The organism is Rhodococcus sp. 14-2483-1-2 (genome assembly GCF_002259405.1).
In the GTDB taxonomy this organism is placed as follows: Bacteria; Actinomycetota; Actinomycetes; order Mycobacteriales; family Mycobacteriaceae; genus Rhodococcoides.
Map to the genome: position 1 here is coordinate 895741 of NZ_NPFW01000022.1, position 22653 is coordinate 918393.

Here is a 22653-nt window from a genome sequence, read left to right on the forward strand (position 1 = left end):
TGCCGGTGTGAATCGTGGGCGAACGAACACGGCGGAGTCACAGCAGTTCGAGCAGAAACGACAACTCTTGCGGGGCGTACCAGGCGAGGGTGTGATCCTCGGCGTCTCCAAGCACGAACTCCGCGTCCGCGTCACCCATGTCCGCGGCATCGACCGCAGCGACGGCCTTGGCGACCGCCGATTCGGCCCCTTCGAGATCGACATGGACCGACGCGACCTGATCCATCCGCAACGGTTCCTTCAACCGGACGACGGCATCGTCCAAGTCGGGGCGCAGAGTGGGATCGTCGACATCGGCTGCGATCACCGCCCGCCGGTACACCACCCCATCGGCGACCGTCCCGGTGTCGTTCTCGTCGTCGACTGCCGCGGCGATCAGTCGCAGAGAGGCCCGAGCGGCCTCCCCCATCGCCACCTCGGAGAGCTCCTCGTCGTCGCCGGAGGAGTACGCCTCACGCAGCGTCGGTGTCACCGCGAAGGCCGTGCGCGAGACCGGGCTGAACTCACCCTCCGCCGACAGCACTTTCAAGAACTCCAGCGTCGCCGGAACGTAGACACGCATTGCAGAAGACCTCACACTCTCGATTCGTTACTGGCGTCGACCAACTCTTCCAGCGCCTCGTGCAGAAGCGCCGTGACGACATCCACATCGGGCATGGCACCACGGTCTGCATTGAGCCCGAAGAACACGTAACCGTCGTAGGACGTCAACCCGATGCTCATCGCCTGGTTCTCGAACAGCGGCGACACCGGATACATCTCGAGCATGCGCGCACCGCCCACGTACAGCGGGAACTGGGGTCCGGGGGCGTTGGTGACGATCAGATTGAACACCCGCTGAGACAGCCGACTGCCCGCTCGAGCGCCCATCGCGTGCAGGCTCGCAGGCGCGAATCCGGAGATCCGCATCAGTGTCTGTGCAGTGACGCCTCGACTCTGCTTGGCGTGCGCCTCGGTGGCGTGCGCGATGTGCGAGAGCCGCACCACGGCATTCGATTCACCGACGGGTAGGTCGACGAGAAACGACGAGACCTCGCTGCGATCTTCCTCGGCAGGCTCGACCGGCCCGGCCGCCTCTCCGAAACCGACCCGATCAGCCGAGACGTACACCGACATCGGCACCATGGCCCGCACCGTCGAGGACGCCGTGACGGGCTCGCCCCGCGAGAGCAACCAATTGCGCAGTGCCCCGGTCACGACAGCGAGCACCACGTCGTTGATCGAGCAGTCGAACCTGTTGTGGATTCTGCGGTAGTCGGCGAGCTCGGTCTTGGCCACCGCGAATCTGCGGTTTCGGGAGATCGGGGCGTTCAGTGGACTCGACGGTGCGCTCTGGGTCGCGGTACGCAGCACCGCCGCGACCTTCGCTGCCGCCCGCAAGGCTTCACCCGCTACACCGGCAGCGCCGTGGACCGCGCCGCGCAGAGCCTCGACGCTCTCCCCCGGACGTACCACCAGCTCGGTCAACGCATCGATGACCAACGCCGAATCCTTGGGCTCGCGCGCAGGCATCCAGAGTTCCTCGGCCATCGGCGGCGGATTCTTGCTCGCATCCAGAATGACCTGACCGATGTCGAGAGCGTGTTCGCCGTCGACCAGCGCCGAGTGGGACTTGGTGAAGACGGCGAAGCGATTCTTCGACAACCCCTCGACCAGGTACATCTCCCACAGCGGCCGAGTGCGATCGAGTGGGCGCGAGGTCAGCCGCGCGATCAGATCGTGCAACTGATCGTCCGAACCCGGCTTGGGTAGTGCCGAACGACGGATGTGGTAGGTGATGTCGAAATCCGCGTCGTCGACCCACACCGGCCTGGCCAGACCGAAGGCGACCTCACGCACCTTCTGCCGGTACCGAGGAACCAATGCCAATCGTTGCTCGACCAACGACAGCAGACGGTCGTAGCTGAAACCACTGCGCGGAGTCCGGAAGATGGCGAGCGACCCGAGGTGCATGGGGCTACTACTGGCCTCGAGAAAATAGAACGACGCATCCTGCGCTGTCAGCCTGGTCGCCATCGCGTGTTCCAGTCCCCGTCCTCGCGTGAAGTACGCGCCGATTCCTGTGGCCGAGCGCGCGGTGTGCTCGAACCTAGAGTACGTGGCGGAAGATTGCCGGTCTCGGGGTCGGTCGAGGACCGTGTCGCGTGATGTTCCCGGGTTCCGACGGGAACCGAACGCGCTCTCGGACCGTCAATGTCGGTGTGAGCGTCATCGAATCGAACGAGCCGCCGGACATCGCGGACACGTCGGCCCCGGGCCCGAGACCCCGCGCCGAACATCACAGCTTCCTCTCGCGTGCCGCACCGTTCGAGCCACCGCTCTGCTCCGGCGCCGTGCACACGTGGGATCCAGCGGCACCCGCCGAACAGCCGCAGGCCCGCCACCGACCAACCGTGCGCAGCAACCGTTCTCGACGACGCATCGAGCCACCCGATCGGCCACCGGTGCCCGCCGATGCACGCTCGAGTGCCGACCGCGCGATGCGCATGATGATCGAGGTGATCGACCGACGACGCAGCGCAGACCAGCTGTCGGCGTTGTTCACCGCCTCGATGATCGACCTGGTGCGGACCATAGTGCGGAACCCACCGCCGGGCCGACGACTCGGCTTCGCTGCCGTACACCGAGTACATGTGGCGTACCAGTCGGATGTCTCCGCGGAGATCTTCGGCTCCTACACCCGCGGCCCGCGGATGTTCGCCTTCGCCGGCCGAATCGAGCTCGCCATCGACCCACGCCGCCCCGGGTGGACGGTTACATCGTTGCGAGTGGGGTGAGGGTCGCGTCGCCCGGTGGCGACGCGACCCTCGTGCACTACTTCTTGCGCTTGGAACGCGCTGCCTTCTTGGGTGCCTTGCTCTGAGTCCTCGCCGCTTCGCGACGCTCGCGGCGAGTGCCCTCGGCCGCGGACTCGCTGCCGGACGTGGACGGCCCGGCTCGGCGCACGGCAGTGCCACCGCCCTCGGCCGGGCCGGAGAAGGTCAGTCTCTGCTCTTCCTGTTCGTCGAGACCCTTGGCCCGCAGAGCCGAGGGCACCGCGGGAGCCGTAGGTGCGGGAGCAGAGGGGGCCGGAGCAGAGGTGGCCGGAGCAGCGGGGGCCGGAGCCGTAGGCGCGGGTGCAGCGGCGGGTGTCGCGGCCGGGCGGCCGGAACCCACCGGGGAGGACAGTCCAGGAGCCACCGCGAGACCTGCCGACGCCGCAGGTCCGGCCGGAGCGGGTGTCGCCTCGACCTGCAGGTTGAACAGGAATCCGACCGACTCCTCCTTCAAGCCGTCGAGCATGCCCTGGAACATGTCGTAGCCCTCACGCTGGTATTCGACCAGCGGGTCGCGCTGCGCCATCGCGCGCAGGCCGATGCCTTCCTTGAGGTAGTCCATCTCGTAGAGGTGCTCGCGCCACTTGCGGTCGAGGACCGACAGCAGTACTCGACGCTCGAGTTCGCGCATTCCATTCTCGCCGGCGATACCGTCGATCTCGGCCTCGCGGTTGGCGTACGCAGATCGTGCGTCCTCCAGCAGCGCCTCACGCAATTCGTCGCGGCTCAGGTCGGCCTTCTCGCCGTCCTCGTTCTCGCCGGCCAGCACCTTGTGGTCGATTCCCACCGGGTAGAGAGTCTTCAACGCGGTCCAGAGCTGTTCCAGATCCCAGTCCTCGACGTAGCCCTCGCCGGTGGCACCGTCGACGTAGGCGGTGATCACGTCGGTGATCATGCCCTCGACCTGGCCCTCCATGTCGGCACCTTCGAGGATGCGGCGGCGCTCCTCGTAGATGACGGTGCGCTGCTGGTTCATCACCTCGTCGTACTTGAGAACGTTCTTGCGGATCTCGAAGTTCTGCTGCTCGACCTGCGTCTGAGCGCTCTTGATGGCCTTGGACACCATCTTGGCTTCGATCGGGACGTCGTCGGGCAGGTTGAGCCGGGTCATGATCGACTCGAGTGCGCCACCGTTGAATCGACGCATCAACTCGTCGCCGAGCGAGAGGTAGAAACGCGATTCGCCCGGATCACCCTGACGACCGGAGCGACCTCGGAGCTGGTTGTCGATACGGCGCGAATCGTGTCGCTCGGTACCGAGGACGTAGAGCCCGCCGGCCTCGCGCACGGTATCGGCGTCGGCCTTGACCTGCGCCTTGACCTCCTCGAGCGCAGGCTCCCAGGCAGCCTCGTACTCCTCTGGGGTCTCGACCGGGTCCAAGCCCTGCTTTCGGAGCTGCAGATCGGCCAGGATGTCCGGGTTGCCGCCGAGCACCACGTCGGTGCCTCGACCGGCCATGTTGGTCGCCACCGTCACCGCGCCCTGCCGGCCCGCCTCGGCGATGATCGTCGCTTCCTGCTCGTGGAACTTCGCGTTCAACACGTTGTGAGCGACACCGCGCTTGGTGAACTGCTTCGACAGGTACTCCGAGCGCTCGACGCTCGTCGTGCCGATGAGGACCGGCTGGCCCTTCTCGTGCCGCTCGACGACGTCGTCCACGACGGCGTCGAACTTGGCCTCTTCCGTCTTGTAGATCAGGTCACCGTTGTCCACGCGGACCATCGGACGGTTGGTCGGAATCGGAATGACACCGAGGCCGTAGATCTGATGGAGCTCGGCGGCCTCGGTCTCGGCGGTACCCGTCATGCCCGAGAGCTTGTCGTAGAGGCGGAAGTAGTTCTGCAGGGTGATCGTCGCCAGAGTCTGATTCTCGGCCTTGATCTCCACCTTTTCCTTGGCCTCGATCGCCTGGTGCATGCCCTCGTTGTAGCGACGTCCCACCAGGATGCGGCCGGTGAACTCGTCGACGATGATGACCTCACCGTCGCGGACGATGTAGTCCTTGTCCTTGGTGTAGAGCTCTTTGGCCTTGATCGCGTTGTTGAGGTAGTTCACCAGCGGTGAGTTGGCGGCCTCGTAGAGATTGTCGATGCCGAGCTGATCCTCGACCAGTTCGACGCCTGCCTCGTGTACACCGATGGTCCGCTTGCGGATGTCGACCTCGTAGTGGGTGTCGATCTTCAGCATCGGCGCGATACGGGCGAACTCTCCGTACCACTTGCTCGACGCGTCGGCCGGTCCCGAGATGATCAGCGGCGTACGCGCCTCGTCGATGAGGATGGAGTCGACCTCGTCGACGACGGCGAAGTTGTGGCCACGCTGCACGAGATCGTCGAGCGAGTGCGTCATGTTGTCGCGCAGGTAGTCGAAGCCGAACTCGTTGTTCGTGCCGTAGGTGATGTCCGCGGCATAGGCGGCGCGACGTTCCACCGGGGTCATGCCGGAAAGGATCACGTCGACCGAGAGACCGAGGAAACGGTGCACGCGGCCCATCCACTCCGAGTCGCGCTTGGCGAGGTAGTCGTTGACCGTCACCACGTGCACACCCTCGCTGGAGATGGCATTGAGGTACGCGGGCAGAACACACGTCAGTGTCTTGCCCTCACCGGTCTTCATCTCGGCGATGTTGCCGAAGTGGAGAGCGGCACCGCCCATGACCTGAACGTCGAAGTGTCGCTGCGACAGCACTCGCCAGGACGCCTCACGGGCCACGGCGAATGCTTCGGGCAGGAGCTGATCCAGGGTCTCGCCGGCGGAGTACCTCTCCCTGAACTCCGCGGTCTTGCCGCGCAGTTCGTCGTCGGAGAGGCTCTCGACGTCCGGAGACAGGGTCGAGACGTGGTCGGCGATGCTCTTGAGCCGCTTGACCATGCGACCTTCACCGACACGGAGCAGCTTGGAAAACGACAGCGACGGCACGGGCTTTCTCGTCCTCGATCCTCGGTTCACGGGTACTGGTACGAACAACACTGCATACTGCACGAGCTCACGGGTTCGTCACCACGACATCTGCGCGGCGGGTAACCCGAACGCGTCCATGGTAGGCGGTGTCGCTGTGAACCCGGCAGCCCGACTGTCGGTCGTCGGAGATCGCCGGTCGACCATTCGGACAACACCGACACAGCACTGCAGGCTCGACGTGGGGATCGAGTCTCCGGCGTCGAGCCTGCAGCGGTGAAAAGATTTCACGGACGGCGAACGTGTCGAGCCGTCCCGCGCGGTCCGATCAGGTCAGCCTGATCAAGCCGTAATCGAAGGCGTGCCGTCGGTACACGACCGAGGGGCGATCGCTTGCGCTGTCGTGGAACAGGAAGAAATCGTGGCCGACGAGTTCCATTTCGTACAGTGCGTCGTCGACGCTCATCGGTGCGGCCGAGTGAATCTTCGTTCGCACGATGTGCCCCGGGCCGCTCTGGTCGTCCTCGAACGAGTCGAGTTTCGTCTCGGGGTCGAGTGCCAGCGTGTCGTCCTCGGCAAGTTCGGCAGTGGCCTCGGCGACGGAAACGGGCCTCTTCTCGCCGTAGTGAACCTTGCGACGGTCCTTGGTGCGCCGGAGTCTGCTCTCGAGTTTCGACGTCACCGCTTCGAGTGCGGCATAGAAACTGTCGGCGCACGCTTCGGCTCGAACGACCGGCCCCTTGCCCTTCGCGGTGATCTCCACGCGTTGACATGCCTTGGCCTGGCGGCGATTTCGTTCGTGCTGCAGTTCGACGTCGAACAGGTAGATGGAGGGATCGAAGCGCTCGAGGCGAGCCAGTTTCTCGGAGACATATATCCGGAAATGATCCGGTATCTCGACGTTGCGGCCCTTGACCACAACGTCCGCATTGCTCTTGGGGGGTTCTTCGGAGGGCTTCTCGTCGAAGAAAACCGAGGCTTGTGAAGGGGTCGTCACGCGTACCTCCAGATATCGGCCACGCCCACTGTTGGACGTGGCAAGTGTGCATGCCGAATGGGGAACCTTCCGGCATCAAAGTCCGGGGCATCACCTCACATCTGGTCCAGTTGGGGCGTGTCCGCGACGTTAGTCGGTCATCGACTCGTGTGCCACCGTTCACCCCGAATTGGTTGTCGGCGTGTCCCCTCACATCACATTCAGGCACTCGCCACCACCAGCGCTCCGGACACCGGCACTTCCAATTCGGTTAGCACTCTTACCGATTCGGCCAACGTAGCGCCGGTGGTCACGACGTCGTCGATCAGCAGAACGGTGAAGTCGGCCGATCGCGTCACACGTGCGTCGCCTCGCGGACGTGCCACACCGACGGCCTCGATCCGGCCTGCCACATTGTGCTGACGTTGCCCCGCCGACAGTCCGACCGAATCACGGACTCCGCCGCTCATGCGGAGCAACTCGGGGACGAGCACTCGTTCCGGTGCCAACCGTTCGGCAGCGATTCGAGCGCATCGCAGAACGGGATCGCCCCCGCGAGCCCGTGCCGCACGAGCCCGAGAGGGCGCGCAGATCAGAATCAGCGAACTCAGCTCGGGTGGATCGATCTCACCTGCATCGCGTAGGTGTCCGACGGCCTCGGCGAGCGCTCGCCCGAAAGGCCGGGCCACCGACCGCCGACCTCGCTCCTTCAGAGCGATCACACCACTGCGACGCGGCCCGCTGTACGTACCGAGGGACCAGCACGGCACACCGGGATCGACTCGTGGCCGAACGGCGATGGGCGGGACGAACAGGGCCAGAGAACACACAGTGCACCAGTGCTCCCCCGGCACACCGCACCCGGCGCACTCGAGGGGCAGAACCAGATCGAGGAGCGTCCGCATGAACGCGGAGTCTGCCCGGGCCCACCGACAGACAGCTGCGGCCGACGTCAGCCGGGCAAAATGGGCACTGCTTTCACTCCGGCCAATCCGGTGACCTCACGCCAGTACCGATCGCCGACCGGATCGGCATTGTTGAGGGCGAACACGGCGCGTGCATCGGCCACGTACTCCGTCTCCGGCGAGGCATCGACCGCCAACACCGGAGTGGTCAGGTTGCGTGAGGGCAGCGGATCCATCCGGGATCCGTCGACGGTCACCTGGACCACCGGTGCGTCGGTGGCGACCCGCGCGATCACGATGGTGTCGCCGGTACTCCAGTCCAAACTCGTGGCGTCGCTACCGAGTCCGATGGCCACGGCCCTCGGCTCGGTCAGGGAGTACACACCCGAGGGCTCGCGCACCACCGTCGCCACGTACACGACGCCGTCGACGATGAGCGCCGCTCGCACTCCGTCTCGGGCCAGTCGCAGTTCGGTGATCCGGTTGCCGAGTGTCGTGACGGCGGTGGCCTCGACCGGTATCACCGATACCTGTCCGGTAGAGGGATCGCGGGCGGCTCGGATAACGTTGGTGCCGTCGATCACCGCCCACGCCGCGTTGTCGTCGGCCCCCCACGTGGGCCGCGTGATCGATTGTCCCTCGGCCACCGGGAACGCGCCGCCGTCGTAGCTGCCGACCATGAGCGTGCTCGACGGCGCGGGGGCAGGCCGTCCGGTGTCGGCGACGCCTGCCACGAGCGTGCCGTCGTTGGACAGTGCCACCGAGCGCAGGTTGCGGGCCTGTCCGAAGTACCCGGGAGCGGGGGTCGTCTCCGCCTCGTCGACGCGCAGCAAAGTGCCGGACGCGAGTGCGTGCAGTCCGACACTGTCGTCGGTGCTGCCCAGCGGATCGAAGGAGTCGACGCCTGCGGTGGTCCACCCGTCGGGCTTGGTCGTGTCGATGGGTTGGCCGTCGGCAAGCAACACGTACGGCCCTGCCACCTCGGCCGAGGCGAGCGTCCAGATCACTTGAGCGGCAAGCAGTTCACGGTCGCGGTCACCCTTGTTCTGCAGGCCACCGAAGTCGATCTTGATGCCACCGAGCCCCACCCCCACCTGTGCGGTCTGACCGTCGGCCTTGGTGATCGGCCCGCGAATACTCACGTCGTCGGACAGTTCGTTGCTCACCGCGGCCGACAGCGCCGACTTGGGACCGTCGATGAGCAGCTGTACGAGTTGGTTGGCGAGCTGGTCCTGCGATCCACTGGTCCAGCGCACATCGGGCACGAGCACGCCACCGAGCGGATCGACGAAGTACAGCGATCGCTGCTGATAGGTGTTCAGAAACGCGGATCGATCGATGACGACGCCGGGCGGCAGTTTCGAGATTCGCCACTGCCCGTCCACGCGTTCCATCTCGATCGCGGCGTCGAAGGTGTCCGAGCCGGCCTGGTACTCGCCGCCGGACGCCAGCATCCCGGCCGTCGTCGAGCGGATCGTGAACTGCGCGGTATCAGCGGTTCGTGGACCGGACAGGGTGTCGATCCGGTCCGCGACGACCGTACGTGCGCCGTCGTCCCAGGTTCCCGACGCCTCCTCGGTGAGAAACTGCCGGGCGGCCTGGTGCCTGTTGGCCGAGACGGCGCTGGCCTCGAAGAAGTCGTCCAGCAAGCGATCGGGCTCGCGTCCCGGCTCGGGAGCCGGAGCACTGGTGGGCACGGCCCCGGCGGTCAAGGTGCCGATGGCCTGAGGGCTGGACGACTCGGGAAGGCTGGCGCATCCGCCCACGAGGGCGACGACGAGCGCGCACATCGCCAGCACTCGGGTGCTGCGACGACACGAGAAGATCACGTCGCGGGCTCCGACGCGGATGTCTTCGATGCGGTGATCGCGGGAATCGGTTGTCCTTGAGCGAATTTCTTGGTGCTGGGTTTGAGGGGCAGTGGGGATCCGATCACCTTGTGCCCGCGCACGAGCGGCAGGGTGAGTCGGAAACATGCGCCTTCGCCTACTGCTCCCCACGCTTCGAGCTTACCGTCGTGCAGGCGGGCGTCCTCGACGCTGATCGCCAGCCCAAGGCCGGTACCGCCGGATCGTCGAACACGGGAGGGATCCGAGCGCCAGAACCGGTTGAACACCAGCTTCTCTTCACCCGGTCGCAGACCGACTCCCTGATCTCGCACGACGAATGCTGCCGCGTCGGCGTCCGAGCGCAGCCGCAGCAGGACCGGTTTGCCTTCACCGTGGTCGAGTGCGTTGGCCAGCAGATTGCGCAGAATCCGTTCCACCCGTCGGGGGTCGACCTCGGCGACGACTGCGGTCTCGGGCATGTCGACGATCACTTCGGTACCGGTCTCGCGCGCCAGGTGCCGCACGGTCGACACTGCCGCTCGGGCGCACATGCGCAGGTCGAGCTGTTCGGCGGCCAGTTCGGCGACGCCCGCGTCGTGGCGGCTGATCTCCAGCAGGTCGCCGAGCAGGGTCTCGAACCGATCGAGCTCGTTGACCAACAGCTCCGAGGATCTCTTGAGGGCAGGCTCGAGGTCGTCGCTGGCGTCGTGGATGAGGTCTGCCGCCATCCGAACGGTGGTGAGCGGGGTGCGCAGTTCGTGGCTGACGTCGGAGGTGAATCGGCGCTGCAGGTTTCCGAATTCTTCGAGCTGGGTGATCTGTTTGGACAGACTCTCGGCCATCTCGTTGAACGACATCGCGAGTCTGGCCATGTCGTCCTCGCCGCGGACCGGCATGCGCTCCTTGAGCCTGCCGTCGGCGAACCGCACCGCGATCCTCGACGCCGAACGGATGGGCAGGACCACCTGACGTGCGACGAGCATCGCAATCGCCGCGAGCAATACCAGCAGCACCACTGCGCCGATGAACAACGTGCCGCGCACGAGAGAGAGCGTGCGATCCTCGCTGGCCAACGGGAAGATGAGATAGAGCTGCAGGGCCGAGATGTCGGATCCGGTGGGAGATCCCATGATCAGCGCAGAGCCGGAATAGCCGCCGTCACTGTCGGTGACCGTCGCATACTGCGAACTGATCAGGCCCTTCTTGACGAAGTCGCGCAGGCTGTTCGGGATCTGATCGACCGGACCGACCGAGGCCTCCGCGCGGGTGGCGTCGCCTTCCACGATCAGGACCGGATCGAACGATCCCGCCGACCCGGTGGTCGACGCGGCGTCGAGGTCCTGGTTCGTCAGCGCCGCCCTGGCTCGTTCGAGGCGCGTCGCGAGCCCGCTCGAATCGTCGGCTCCGGCGAGGTTGCCCTCCACTGTGGTCCGCGAACGGTCGAGTTCCTCGGTGGCGGCGGACAGCTTCGCCTCGAGCAGTCGATCGGTGATCTGACTGGTCAACACCACCCCGAGGATGAGGATGACCACCAGGGACAGAGTCAGCGTCGACACGACGACGCGCAGCTGTAGTGATCGTCGCCAGGCATGGCCCAGCGACGTACTCAGCGAGCGAAACCAACGCAGTACGGGAGAGAACTTGCCGTTGATTCGCCGCCGAGAATGGGAGAAACGGATCACGGCGGTCCGGCCTTGTAGCCGACCCCCCTCACGGTCAACACCACCTCGGGGTTCTCCGGATCCTTCTCGACCTTGGCGCGCAGCCGCTGCACGTGCACGTTGACCAGTCGGGTGTCGGCCGCGTGGCGGTAGCCCCAGACCTGTTCGAGCAACACCTCTCGGGTGAACACCTGACGCGGCTTGCGCGCCAATGCGACGAGCAGATCGAACTCGAGTGGAGTGAGGGAGACGAGTTCGTCGCCGCGACTGACCTTGTGAGCCGGCACGTCGATGACGATGTCCGCGATGGACAGCAGTTCGGCGGGTTCGGCCTCGGTCCTGCGCAAGCGCGCGCGAACCCGGGCGACCAGTTCCTTCGGCTTGAACGGCTTCATGATGTAGTCGTCCGCACCGGACTCGAGACCCAGGACGACATCGACGGTGTCGGTCTTGGCCGTCAGCATGACGATCGGCACGCCCGAGTCGGCGCGCAGGACTCGGCACACGTCGATGCCGTTCATGCCGGGAAGCATCAGATCCAGCAGCACCAGGTCCGGCCGGTTCTCGCGCACGGCCGCCAGTGCTTGAGTACCGTCGCCGACCACGAAGGGCTCGAATCCCTCACCGCGCAACACGATGGTGAGCATCTCCGCCAGAGCCGAATCGTCGTCCACAACCAGAATCCGAGGCTTCATGGTCCTATGGTGTCACTTTCCGAACGCCTGATGGCTGATTGAACATGTCGGCGGCGAGTCGATCGGGATCGACGTCGGCGGTGACGACGTGCCACGGCGATACCCAGTGCGAGGCGGCGAGCCTGCCGTACGCAGCCGAGGTTCGGCTCTGCAGTGAGCCGTCGCGCTCGTAGACATCCCGGGTGCGGGCGGCGTCCGCACTCTCACGGGCCGCAGCACGCTCGGCGGCGAGCGCCACCGGGACGTCGAGGAGAATCTGGACATCGGGAACGGGCACAGCGAATCGGTCGAATTCGAGTGACCTGATCCATTCGACGGCCTCGCCGTCGGCGGACTGCTCGAGCCGAGCGGCGGTGTAGGCGGCATTGGATGCCACGTACCGATCGAGAAGAACGATATCGTTGTCCGAGAGCAGCTTTCGGATCTCGTCGCCCGCGTCCCGGCGATCGAGCGCGAACAACAGGGCCATCGCATGCACGCTGCTCGCGGTGTCACCGTGTTCGCCGTGCAACGCCTCCGCGGCCAGATCGGCGTGAACCGACCGGCCGTACCGGGGAAACCCGATCCGCTCGACCGACAGGCCGTCACGCTCCCACGCCGAAACGAGCCGACGGGCGAGCGTGTTCTTGCCCGCTCCGTCGACTCCTTCGATGACGAACAGTTTTCCCACTACCGGACCGGTCCGTCGGTCAGTAGCGGTAGTGCTCGGGCTTGTACGGGCCCTCGACGTCGACGCCGATGTACTCGGCCTGCTCCTTGGTGAGCTTGGTGATCGAGCCGCCGAGCGCTTCGACGTGGATGCGCGCGACCTTCTCGTCGAGGTGCTTGGGCAAGCGGTAGACCTCGTTGTCGTACTCGTCCGGCTTCGTCCACAGTTCGATCTGAGCGATGACCTGGTTGGAGAAACTGTTGCTCATGACGAACGACGGGTGACCCGTGGCGTTGCCGAGATTGAGCAGACGGCCCTCGGACAGCACGATGATCGAGTGCCCGTCCTTGAACTGGTACTCGTCGACCTGCGGCTTGATGTTGATCCGCGTGACATCGGGGGCCTTCTCCAGACCGGCCATGTCGATCTCGTTGTCGAAGTGACCGATGTTGCCCAGGATTGCCTGGTGCTTCATCTTGCGCATGTGCTCGAACGTGATGATCGACAGGTTGCCCGTCGAGGTGATCACGATGTCGGCCTGCTCGATGAATTCCTCGACCGTGCGCACGTCGAAGCCGTCCATGAGCGCCTGCAGCGCGTTGATCGGATCGGCCTCGGTGACGGTCACACGTGCACCCTGGCCCTTGAGCGCCTCGGCGCAGCCCTTGCCCACGTCGCCGTAGCCACAGACCAGAACGGCCTTGCCGCCGATGAGAACGTCGGTGCCGCGGTTGATGCCGTCGATCAGCGAGTGGCGGGTGCCGTACTTGTTGTCGAACTTGCTCTTGGTCACCGAGTCGTTGACGTTGATGGCGGGGAACGTGAGCTCGCCCGCAGCCGCGAACTGGTACAGCCGCAGCACGCCGGTGGTGGTCTCTTCGGTGACGCCCTGTACGGACTCGGCAACCTCGGTCCACTTGGACTTCGACGCCTCCAGTGAACGACGCAGCAGGCCGAGGAAGACCTTGTACTCGTCCGAATCGTGATCGTCGTCGGTCGGCGGGACGACGCCTGCCTTCTCGAACTGCGCGCCGCGCAGCACCAGCATCGTGGCGTCGCCACCGTCGTCGAGAATCATGTTGGCGGGCTGATCGGGCCAGGTGAGCATCTGCTCGGCCGCCCACCAGTACTCTTCGAGGCTTTCGCCCTTCCAGGCGAACACCGGGACGCCCTTGGGCTCCTCGACGGTGCCGTACGGACCGACGACGACGGCCGCCGCTGCGTGGTCCTGGGTGGAGAAGATGTTGCAGGACGCCCACCGGACCTCGGCTCCGAGTGCAACCAGCGTCTCGATCAGCACCGCGGTCTGCACGGTCATGTGCAGCGATCCCGAAACTCGCGCTCCCTTGAGCGGCTGTACGTCGGCGTATTCGCGACGCAGCGCGATCAAGCCGGGCATCTCGTGCTCGGCGAGCCGGATTTCCTTGCGGCCGAATTCTGCGAGCGACAGGTCTGCGACCTTGAAGTCGATTCCACCGCGGTGATCCACGGTGAGTGCCGATCCTGACGTAACTGAGGTCGTCATCTTGCCTCTCCTGTTGACTGAGTGTCTGCCGTCCAGGCTATCGGGTCCGCGCGCTCCTGGTTCCGGCTGCCCGGAGGTGCAGGAGCGGAGCATGCGCAACGACCCGATTGTCGAGAACCCGCTCTATCCGTTTCGTCCGGCTCGCGCCAGGATTCGAGCCCGTTTGCGAGGCAGGATGTTCGCGCGGGTGATATCTCCCTGGTAGTGCGCCAGTACCCGCGGGTCCATCACTCGACGCCACAGCGGCGGAATTGCGGCGAGCATCACCATCGAGGCGTATCCGGCGGGGAGCTGAGGAGCCTCGTCGCAGGAGAGCAGGGTCTGGTAGCGCTTGCCTGGATTGGCATGATGGTCGCTGTGTCGCTGCAGGTGGTACAGGAAAATGTTGGTACAGATCCTGTCGCTGTTCCAGCTGTGGCGGGGCAAGCACCGAACGTACTTCCCGCGATCGTTCTTCTCGCGGAGCAGGGCGTAGTGCTCCACGTAGTTCACCATCTCGAGCAGAACGAATCCGACGACGGCCTGCAACAGAAGGTACGGCGCGATGGACCAGCCGAACACGATCAGCAGCGAGCCGAACAGCACGACGCTGAGCAGCCACGTGTGCAGCAGCGCATTGGTGGGGCTCGCGACCGAGCGGCCCTTGCGCCGAAGTCGCTGCGACTCGAGCTTCCATGCGGAGGTCAGGCCGAGGATCGTGCTGCGCGGCACGAAGCTCCACACGCTCTCGCCGAGCCGTGCGCTCGCGGGGTCGTCCGGGGTTGCCACTCGAACGTGATGCCCTCGGTTGTGCTCGACGTAGAAGTGACCGTAGAGCGTCTGCGAGAGGGCGATCTTGGCCAACCAGCGCTCGTGCTGCTCGATCCGATGTCCCAGTTCGTGAGCGGCATTGATACCGGTTCCGGCCACCAGGCCCACCGTCACTGCGAGCCCGATCTTGTCCACCACGGTCAGCTCGCCGTACGCCCACATCCAACACGCGACGATCAGCCCGACGAACTGAATGGGAAGGAAAAGGTAGGTACACCAGCGGTAGTAGCGATCGTTCTGCAGTTTCTCGCTCGCCGACTCGTCCGGGTTGTGCCCGTCCTCACCGGCGATCAGGTCGATCACCGGAATGATCACGAAGAACACCAGCACGCCGCTCCACCAGAACAGCGATATGCCTGTCCAGTAGACCAACTGCGACGGCAGCAATGCCGACGCCGGGGCCAACAGCCCCAGCATCCATAGATAACGTTTGTTGTCCTGCCAGCGAACCGACCGTTCACTGGCCTTCGAATCCCGCCCCCCGAAAGCGACACCCGAACCCTCCAACGAAGGAATTCGGCCGTCCACACTCACTGTTTCAACACCCTCTCATCGAACTTTTTGAGTCCTCCAAGTCTGTTTTCGAGGGTATAACATTCCAGCGGTTTGATGTGACGCTATCTAAATTCAGGCGAGAATCGCTGGTCAGGACATCAATCGGCGCGTAAGCCCGGTCAGTGCTCCGACTTCTCGATGCGAGATTTCTCGGCTTCGCGCTGTCCCATCACCGAGTGCCGCCTGCTGTACACGACGTAGATGACGACACCGGCGGCCATCCAGACCAGGAAACGCAGCCATGTTTCGACCGACAGGTTCAGCATCAACCACAGGCAGGCCAGGACCGCGAGGATCGGCACCAGGGGAACCCAGGGAACGCGGAAACCACGCTCCAGGTCGGGGCGAGTTCTGCGCAGGACGAGAACCCCGGCCGAAACCAGCACGAACGCGAACAGCGTGCCGATGTTCACCATTTCCTCGAGCGTGCCGAGCGGAACGAACGCAGCGAGCAGGCCGACGATGACACCGACCAGAATCGTGGTCCGGACCGGCGTGCCCTTCTTTCCGGTGTGTGCCAGTGCCCGCGGCACCAGTCCGTCTCGCGACATCGCGAAGAGCACTCGGGTCTGCCCGAGCATCAACACCATCACCACGGTCGTCAGACCGGCGAGTGCACCGAAGGAGATGATGTTCTTGGCCCACGTCAGCCCGTTCAGCTCGAATGCGGTCGCCAGCGTGGAACTGTCACCGGCCAGGTCGGTGTACTTGACCATTCCGGTCAGAACCAGGGTGACGGCCACGTAGAGCACGGTGACGATCGCGAGCGATCCGAGGATTCCTCGCGGGAGTGCCTTCTGCGGTTCCTTGGTTTCCTCGGCGGTCGTTGCCACCACATCGAATCCGATGAAGGCGAAGAACACGAGGGACGCCGCGGCCAGCAGTCCGTAAGCACCGAACGTGCTGCCACCTGCTCCCGTGACGAACGAGAAAAGAGACTGATGCAGTCCCTCGCCCGTGGAGCCCGGTTGCGACGGCGGAATGTAGGGGTCGTAGTTGGCGACCTTGATGTAGAAGGCCCCGAGCACGACCACGAACAGAACGACGATCACCTTCACCGCCGTGATGACCAGCGACACCCGTGAGGACAACTTGGTGCCCGACGCGATGAGCACCGTCAGGACCACCACGATCAGCAGTGCACCCCAATCGAAGTTCAGTGAGCCGATCTCGAGCACCGGAGCGGCCGTACCGAGTAGATCGCCCAGATAGAGCGACCACGCCTTCGCCACCACGGCGGCTGCGAGGCCGAACTCGAGGATGAGATCCCATCCGATGATCCATGCGATGAACTCACCGAACGCCGCATACGAGAACGTGTACGCACTTCCGGCCACCGGCACCGTGGATGCGAACTCCGCGTAACACAGCGCCGCGAGGCCACATGCGATCGCCGCGAGCACGAAGGCCAACGACACTGCCGGTCCCGCAACGTTTCCGGCCGTCCGCGCGGTCAGGGTGAAGATGCCGGCACCGACAGCGACGGCGACGCCGAACACGGTCAGATCCCAGGATCCCAGTTCTTTCCGGAGTTTCGTGTCCGGCTCGTCGGTGTCCTGGATCGACTGCTCGATCGATTTGGTCCGGAACCAACCCGTCGTACGTGGGGTCTTCGCGGGCCGGTCTGCTCTGGTCATCGGTTCTCCGTATCGCCACTTCACCTCGGTGACGGATCACCGAACTCATCCGTCACTTCTTCACTGTGGCATCAGACTATTGCCTCGCGGCACGCCATTTGCACAATCGCGCGGTTCGAAGCGACAGATGCCGGCGACACGCGATCTACAGGCGGCCGACGGAGGCCACGAACACCTCGGCCTCGCCCGAATCGGCGGTCACGGTGATGGATTCGTCTGCAGCGGGTATCCAGGCCGAGCTGCCCTGCGGCACCGTCAGCTCGCACTGTCGGCCTGCGGTACCGGCCACGACAGTGCCACTCGTGCACAGCAGAATTCTCGGGCCGGAGCCGGGAACGGAGACCGTCTCCCCCGCAGCAACCGCAGTTCGGCTCAACGCGAATTCGGGTGCAGGCGTCGGATACAGGTAGGTCGGCCGATCGCCGACCCCCGGGGTGATGGGCGAGATGTCGGCAGGCTCGAAATCCAGCACGCGCAACAGTTCCGGGACGTCGACGTGTTTGGGAGTCAGTCCGCCGCGCAACACGTTGTCGGAGTTCGCCATGATCTCCACACCGGTACCGCGCAAGTACGCGTGCAGGTTTCCGGCGTCGAGGTACAGCCCCTGGCCGGGAGTCAGTGTCACCCGATTGAGCAGCAGCGCCGCGAGCACTCCGGCGTCACCGGGGTACGACTCCCCGAGCTCGAGCAGAGTTCTGGCCTCGGCGGCGAATCGTCCACCGTCGGTGCGAGCAGGACCGGAGAGATAGTCGATGCATCCCTGGGCGACGGCGGGCAGGATGTCGTCCAATGCCTGCCCGGGCAGCGTGATCCACGAGGTGAACACGGTGCGCAGCCCGGAGGCATCGGGCTGGGCGGCCAGCAGGGTGCGATACCCGGCCAGCGCGGGGACGGCCAACGCGTCGAGCAGTTCGACGGTGTCGGTGGGACGCCGGAAGCCCGCCAACGCCTCGAACTCGGTGAGCGCGACTATGAGCTCGGGCTTGTGATTCGGATCGCGGTAGTTGCGTACCGGAGAATCGATGGGGACACCCGCGGCGTTCTCGCGTGCAAAACCTTCACGGGCCTGAGCACTGCTGGGATGCGCCTGCAAGGACAACGGCTCTTCTGCGGCAAGCAATTTCAGCAGGTACGGCAGACGCGAGTCGTAGTGCTGCGCAGAACCACCCAGGTGGGTGGCCGGATCGCCGTCGATCAGCGTGAGCAGTGGCGTACTGCCACCCTCGTGCACCACGTGCGCGGAGTCGGCCGGGTGAGCTCCGAGCCAGATCTCTGCCTCGGGATGATCGGACGGGACCGGGCGGCCCTGAATCCGAGCCAGTGCGGTTCGCGAACCCCATGCGTAGGACCGAACCGCGCCTCGCAAGAGCTGCACTAGCTACCGCCCATCAACAGCAGATACGCGGCAGTGGTGTCCAACCGCGTCGCCAACACGGACATCGTGTCGAGCACCGAGAGTCTAGCCGGATCCGATGCCGCTGCGGGGTTGTCGAATTCCGATCTCGCGCGCTCGCCGCCGAACAGAGCCTCACTCGAATCGGCGAGCAACAATTCCGACTCCGGGACACCGGCGATTCGTCGTTCGGTCATCGCGCGATCGGCGTCCGAGGCGACCACGATCACGCGCATCGGCAGCGCCGGCGGTGGCCCGTCGAGCTGCTCGTCGTGAAATAACGAGTCGAATGTCTGTGGCGTGCGGGACGATTCGACGACGGACGCCCGGATGGACGCGGCAATGACATCGCCCAACTCCCCCGCACCGACGACGACACCCGCCACGCGCAGCAGCACCTCGCTGCCGTGCCGAGCCACCTCGACCGCGGCGGGACTGCCCCCGGTCAACACCACCCGCCGTCCGTTCAACCCACTGGCGAGGGCCTTGGCCGGATTGTGGAACATCTCGTTGGACGGGCTGTTTCGTACCGCCTCCGCGTCGAGCAGGTCGGCAAGACGAGAAAGATTGGGCAGCAACGTCTTCCACGAGCCGCCGGCAACCGCCCCGAGTACCGCGACGAACGCAGCGAGGTAGCGCATCAGAGCATTGTGGTCACGGACTGCGATTCGAGGTGGCAGCCACATGACTCTGGCTCCCCGGACGGCACGCAGCGGCCCCTCCTCGGGAGCGACCACCACGACTTCGGCACCACGCCGGGCTGCCGCGTCCACCGACTCGGCCAAACGTGGATCTCCGGCGTCGTCGCCTGCCACCACCACCACGTCGAGTGGGCCGATCCACGGCGGAGTGCCGGTGCTGCGTACCAGAGGGACCCCGAGGCGATCACCGAGCGCGGCGACGAGCAGTGACGCCGCCCGACTGCTCCGCCCGTCGCCGGTGACGATCACCACGCTCCGGGGACGCAGATCGGCCAACCGGGCGAGGACCGACTCGTCCACTGCGGTCGCGACAGCACGCACCTGTGCGCCCGCCAGCGCTGCGCTGCGCAAGGAGCCCTCGCGATCGGCTGCGATGAGAGCATCCGAATCGTCGAGATCGACCAGAGACGACACTGCCGTCATGGCTGCGACACCTCCCCTTACGTCACCCGCTCGAAACGCCTGCATACCCACTCACGAACCCTCGGTAACCACTATTCCAGTCCGGCGCGAACGATGCTCAATATCTCCGTCGAAAGCGCATCGACATCGGCTCCGGTACGTGCTTCGACGTTGAGCCGCAGGAGCGGTTCGGTATTCGAGGCCCGCAGGTTGAACCAGGCACCGTCGGCCAGATCGACCGTCACTCCGTCGAGTCGGTCGATGCCCGCGGTCCGATCGGCGAATGCCGCCAGGACCGCCTCGGTGCGTTCTGCGGCATCGTCGACGGTCGAGTTGATCTCGCCCGATGCACTGTAGGTCTCATAGCTGGCCATCATTTCCGACAGCGGACGATCCTGTGCCCCGAGTGCGGCGAGAACGTGCAGCGCGGCGAGCATGCCGGAGTCCGCACCCCAGAAATCACGGAAGTAGTAGTGAGCGGAATGTTCGCCGCCGAAGATCGCTCCGGTGTCGGCCATCTGCTGCTTGATGAACGAGTGCCCCACCCGGGTGCGAACCGGTGTGCCTCCGAGCTCGGTGACCAGTTCCGGTACCGCGCGCGAGGTGATCAGATTGTGGATGATCACCGCGCCCGGCTCCTTGGCCAGTTCCCGCTCGGCCACCAGGCAGGTGACTGCGGAGGGCGAGACGGGGTCGCCCTTCTCGTCGACGACGAAGCACCGATCCGCGTCGCCGTCGAAGGCGAGTCCGATATCGGCACCGGTCTCGACGACGAAACGCTGCAGATCCACCAGGTTCGCCGGATCGAGCGGATTGGCCTCGTGATTGGGAAAGCTACCGTCGAGCTCGAAGAAGAGCGGCTCGATCGTCACCGGCAGTGGCCCGAACACCGCGGGCACCGTGTGTCCGCCCATTCCGTTCCCGGCGTCGACGGCGATCTTCATGGACCCGATTCCCGACAGATCGACCAGGTCTCGGACGAACTGTGCGTATTCGTCGAGCACATCTCGGGATGTCGCAGTTCCGGACGGTCCGTCGAACTCCGGTACCCCATCCACCAATTCGGCTTTGACCGTGGCCAATCCGGTGTCCTGGCCCACCGGCTTTGCACCGGCGCGGCAGAGCTTGATCCCGTTGTACTTCGCCGGATTGTGACTGGCGGTGAACATGGCTCCCGGGCATTCGAGCATGCCGGAGGCGAAGTAGAGCTGATCGGTCGACGCCAGCCCGATGTGGACCACGTCGAGGCCCTGTGCGGTGACGCCGTCGGCGAACGCCCGAGACAGCGCGGGCGAGGAATCACGCATGTCGTGGCCGATGACCACCGAGCGCGCGGCCCCTGCCTCGTCGCGAACCAATCGTGCGAACGATGCACCGACGTCACGCACGAACGCCTCGTCGATCTGCTCACCTACGACGCCACGGACGTCGTAGGCCTTGATGACGGCGTTGACGGACTCTGCGGTTCGGGCCACGAAGATTCTCCTGGTGATCGTTGTCGACGACGCCGCTCATCGGCGTCGGATATCGAGCGTCGGTAGCGGTGCGATCCACACCAAGTATCGGCAGACCGTCGCGATCCGTTTCGGTCCTGCTCCTCGAACCTTGCCAGACTCAGGACGGACCGGCCAGTCGGACCGATGCACACCACACTCGGTGTGCTCGGGCGGCTCAGGACGTGGGGTCGGGAAGAACTCGAAGGTGCCCGCGCCTGCCCGTTCGGACGGCCGGAGCGGATCTGCGTTCGGTCTCGGACGGCCGTGAGGCCGAGCGGTCGGCGCTGTCACGGTCCTCGGAGCGGATGCGATCGCCGCGACCGGCCTCGCGTACGGCCTCCGCGAGGGCCGTCAGATCGTCCTCGTCGGGGCTCGACGTCGAGTAGCCGCCTTCGTAACGCACCAGTTCCCAGCCCTTGGGCGCGGTGGTGGTCGATGCGTGCACCTCGCACAGATCCCAGGAATGCGGTTCGTCGACTGTCGCGAGCGGTCCGACGACCGCAGTGGAGTCGGAGTAGACGTATGTGAGCGTCGCAACGGCAGAACGGTTGCAACCAGGCCTGCAGCAGCCACGCAGTGATCTCACGAGTGCAGAGTATCCGGTGGGTGCAACCGACCGAACGACCGACACACCGGACGAGCGCGATAACCTCCCCCTATGCCTCGATTCTCATCCGCGCGCAGGATCACTTCTCGGTCCGTGGCTCGGCACGGCCGCGGCGTCCGCGGACCGGTTCTGCCCGAGGACATCCCGGCCAGGCGCTCACGAGCCGAGAAGTTCGACCGACTGGTGCTCGAGGCGTTCGCGCGGATCGATCATCGCTGGCACGAGAAGCTCTCGAAGCTCGACATCGCCGTGGACGAGGTACCGAAGATCAGGGCGTTGGATCCGGAATCGGTGACGTGGCCACCGGAGGTGGTGGCGGAAGGTCCGGTACCGCTTTCGCGATTGGTACCCGCAGGCATAGACAAGCGCGGGGAGACGACACGCGCCAGGGTGGTGCTGTTCCGTCGACCGCTGGAACGGCGCGCGAAGCACCCGGAGGACCTGGAAGATCTGTTGTTCGAAGTTCTGGTCGAGCAAGTGGCCACGTATCTCGGCATCGACCCCGACGAGGTCGACCCGGCCGGGGAGTGAGCGAACCCTCGGGGCCCGTCGGAACCGAGCTTCTCAGCCGATTCCGCGCTTGAGCCTGCGACGCTCCCTCTCGGACAACCCGCCCCAGATACCGAACCGCTCGTCGTTGGCGAGCGCGTATTCGAGGCACTCGTCCTTGACCTCACAGCCGAGGCAGATGCGCTTCGCCTCGCGGGTGGAGCCGCCCTTCTCCGGGAAGAAGGCCTCGGGGTCGGTCTGCGCGCACAGGGCGCGCTCCTGCCACTGGTCCTCGATCTCCTCGAACATCTCGTCGAAACCCGCGACGAGACTGAGGAACGGCTTGGCCGGTGGAACCGACTCGGCGACGAACGGCATCGAGTCGGCGTCGGAATCCGACTCGAGTTCGACATCCGCGTCGATGACGTCGACGTCGTTGTCGGTCTCGTCCGTTCGCTCGACGTACGCAGAACCCGCGTCGATCGAGACGCTCGAATCTGCGCCGATGCCGGACTCGGTTTGCGGCGCGTCGTCGACAGCGCTGAGGTGTGCAGTGGGTCCGCCCCGCTGATCACGTGTCACGTGCTGGTCATACATCGCTTCCGCCT

The 22653-nt window shown here is 65.2% G+C and carries 19 protein-coding genes; 2 read left to right on the forward strand and 17 right to left on the reverse strand.

The annotated features are described in order from the left end of the window. Positions 1 to 37 precede the first annotated feature (37 nt). Together CH295_RS25220 and CH295_RS25225 are read right to left on the reverse strand one after the other, a co-directional pair. Complete coding sequence (locus CH295_RS25220) at positions 38 to 562, reverse strand: DUF6912 family protein (protein WP_094634138.1); 525 nt, start codon at positions 560 to 562, stop codon at positions 38 to 40. Between the two features lie 11 nt (positions 563 to 573). After that, positions 574 to 2016 carry a WS/DGAT/MGAT family O-acyltransferase gene (locus CH295_RS25225; RefSeq protein ID WP_037189903.1) on the reverse strand — a complete coding sequence of 481 codons (1443 nt, stop codon included), beginning with the start codon at positions 2014 to 2016 and terminating at the stop codon, positions 574 to 576. A gap of 185 nt (positions 2017 to 2201) precedes the next feature. Here CH295_RS25225 and CH295_RS25230 point away from each other — a divergent pair, with 185 nt between their 5' ends. Continuing rightward, positions 2202 to 2777: an Rv3235 family protein gene (locus CH295_RS25230; RefSeq protein ID WP_141217077.1), complete on the forward strand. Its 576-nt coding sequence runs from the start codon at positions 2202 to 2204 to the stop codon at positions 2775 to 2777. Positions 2778 to 2814: 37 nt separating this feature from the next. Here CH295_RS25230 and secA read toward each other — a convergent pair whose 3' ends face one another. The 14 genes from secA to CH295_RS25300 form a co-directional block, all read right to left on the reverse strand. Then, positions 2815 to 5736: a preprotein translocase subunit SecA gene (secA, locus tag CH295_RS25235; protein ID WP_094742146.1), complete on the reverse strand. Its 2922-nt coding sequence runs from the start codon at positions 5734 to 5736 to the stop codon at positions 2815 to 2817. 307 nt (positions 5737 to 6043) lie between these two features. Continuing rightward, entirely contained in the window at positions 6044 to 6712 is a 669-nt protein-coding gene (gene hpf, locus CH295_RS25240) for a ribosome hibernation-promoting factor, HPF/YfiA family (RefSeq protein ID WP_037189906.1), read from the reverse strand. 200 nt (positions 6713 to 6912) lie between these two features. Next, positions 6913 to 7596: a ComF family protein gene (locus tag CH295_RS25245; RefSeq protein ID WP_037189909.1), complete on the reverse strand. Its 684-nt coding sequence runs from the start codon at positions 7594 to 7596 to the stop codon at positions 6913 to 6915. A gap of 47 nt (positions 7597 to 7643) precedes the next feature. Continuing rightward, positions 7644 to 9386 (reverse strand): MtrAB system accessory lipoprotein LpqB, encoded by a 1743-nt coding sequence (gene lpqB, locus CH295_RS25250; protein ID WP_052047595.1) that lies wholly within the window; start codon positions 9384 to 9386, stop codon positions 7644 to 7646. Positions 9387 to 9421: 35 nt separating this feature from the next. Beyond that, positions 9422 to 11107, reverse strand: a complete 1686-nt coding sequence (gene mtrB / locus CH295_RS25255) for an MtrAB system histidine kinase MtrB (protein WP_037189910.1) — start codon at positions 11105 to 11107, stop codon at positions 9422 to 9424. Next, a complete protein-coding gene (gene mtrA / locus CH295_RS25260) occupies positions 11104 to 11781 on the reverse strand; it encodes an MtrAB system response regulator MtrA (protein WP_094742147.1) in 678 nt (225 codons plus the stop codon). Before mtrA ends, mtrB begins: the two co-directional genes overlap by 4 nt. A gap of 4 nt (positions 11782 to 11785) precedes the next feature. Beyond that, positions 11786 to 12451, reverse strand: coding sequence for a dTMP kinase (locus CH295_RS25265; protein ID WP_037189912.1), 666 nt, complete (start codon positions 12449 to 12451; stop codon positions 11786 to 11788). A gap of 19 nt (positions 12452 to 12470) precedes the next feature. Continuing rightward, positions 12471 to 13955, reverse strand: coding sequence for an adenosylhomocysteinase (ahcY, locus tag CH295_RS25270; RefSeq protein WP_037189914.1), 1485 nt, complete (start codon positions 13953 to 13955; stop codon positions 12471 to 12473). Between the two features lie 123 nt (positions 13956 to 14078). Further along, positions 14079 to 15182, reverse strand: coding sequence for an alkane 1-monooxygenase (locus tag CH295_RS25275; protein ID WP_252342164.1), 1104 nt, complete (start codon positions 15180 to 15182; stop codon positions 14079 to 14081). A 257-nt stretch (positions 15183 to 15439) separates the two neighbouring features. Beyond that, positions 15440 to 16957, reverse strand: a complete 1518-nt coding sequence (locus tag CH295_RS25280) for an amino acid permease (RefSeq protein WP_037189916.1) — start codon at positions 16955 to 16957, stop codon at positions 15440 to 15442. A gap of 145 nt (positions 16958 to 17102) precedes the next feature. After that, a complete protein-coding gene (manA, locus tag CH295_RS25285) occupies positions 17103 to 18332 on the reverse strand; it encodes a mannose-6-phosphate isomerase, class I (protein ID WP_094634133.1) in 1230 nt (409 codons plus the stop codon). After that, positions 18332 to 19474, reverse strand: a complete 1143-nt coding sequence (locus CH295_RS25290) for a tobH protein (protein ID WP_094742148.1) — start codon at positions 19472 to 19474, stop codon at positions 18332 to 18334. Before CH295_RS25290 ends, manA begins: the two co-directional genes overlap by 1 nt. Positions 19475 to 19545: 71 nt before the next feature. Further along, positions 19546 to 20928, reverse strand: coding sequence for a phosphomannomutase/phosphoglucomutase (locus tag CH295_RS25295; RefSeq protein WP_037189919.1), 1383 nt, complete (start codon positions 20926 to 20928; stop codon positions 19546 to 19548). Positions 20929 to 21124: 196 nt separating this feature from the next. After that, entirely contained in the window at positions 21125 to 21535 is a 411-nt protein-coding gene (locus CH295_RS25300; protein WP_170946053.1) for a DUF3499 domain-containing protein, read from the reverse strand. 72 nt (positions 21536 to 21607) lie between these two features. Here CH295_RS25300 and CH295_RS25305 point away from each other — a divergent pair, with 72 nt between their 5' ends. Then, complete coding sequence (locus CH295_RS25305; protein ID WP_037189920.1) at positions 21608 to 22087, forward strand: metallopeptidase family protein; 480 nt, start codon at positions 21608 to 21610, stop codon at positions 22085 to 22087. Positions 22088 to 22120: 33 nt separating this feature from the next. Here the strand turns inward: CH295_RS25305 and CH295_RS25310 are convergent, their stop codons facing one another. Beyond that, positions 22121 to 22354, reverse strand: a complete 234-nt coding sequence (locus tag CH295_RS25310) for a WhiB family transcriptional regulator (RefSeq protein WP_027496498.1) — start codon at positions 22352 to 22354, stop codon at positions 22121 to 22123. Between the last annotated feature and the right edge of the window lie 299 nt (positions 22355 to 22653).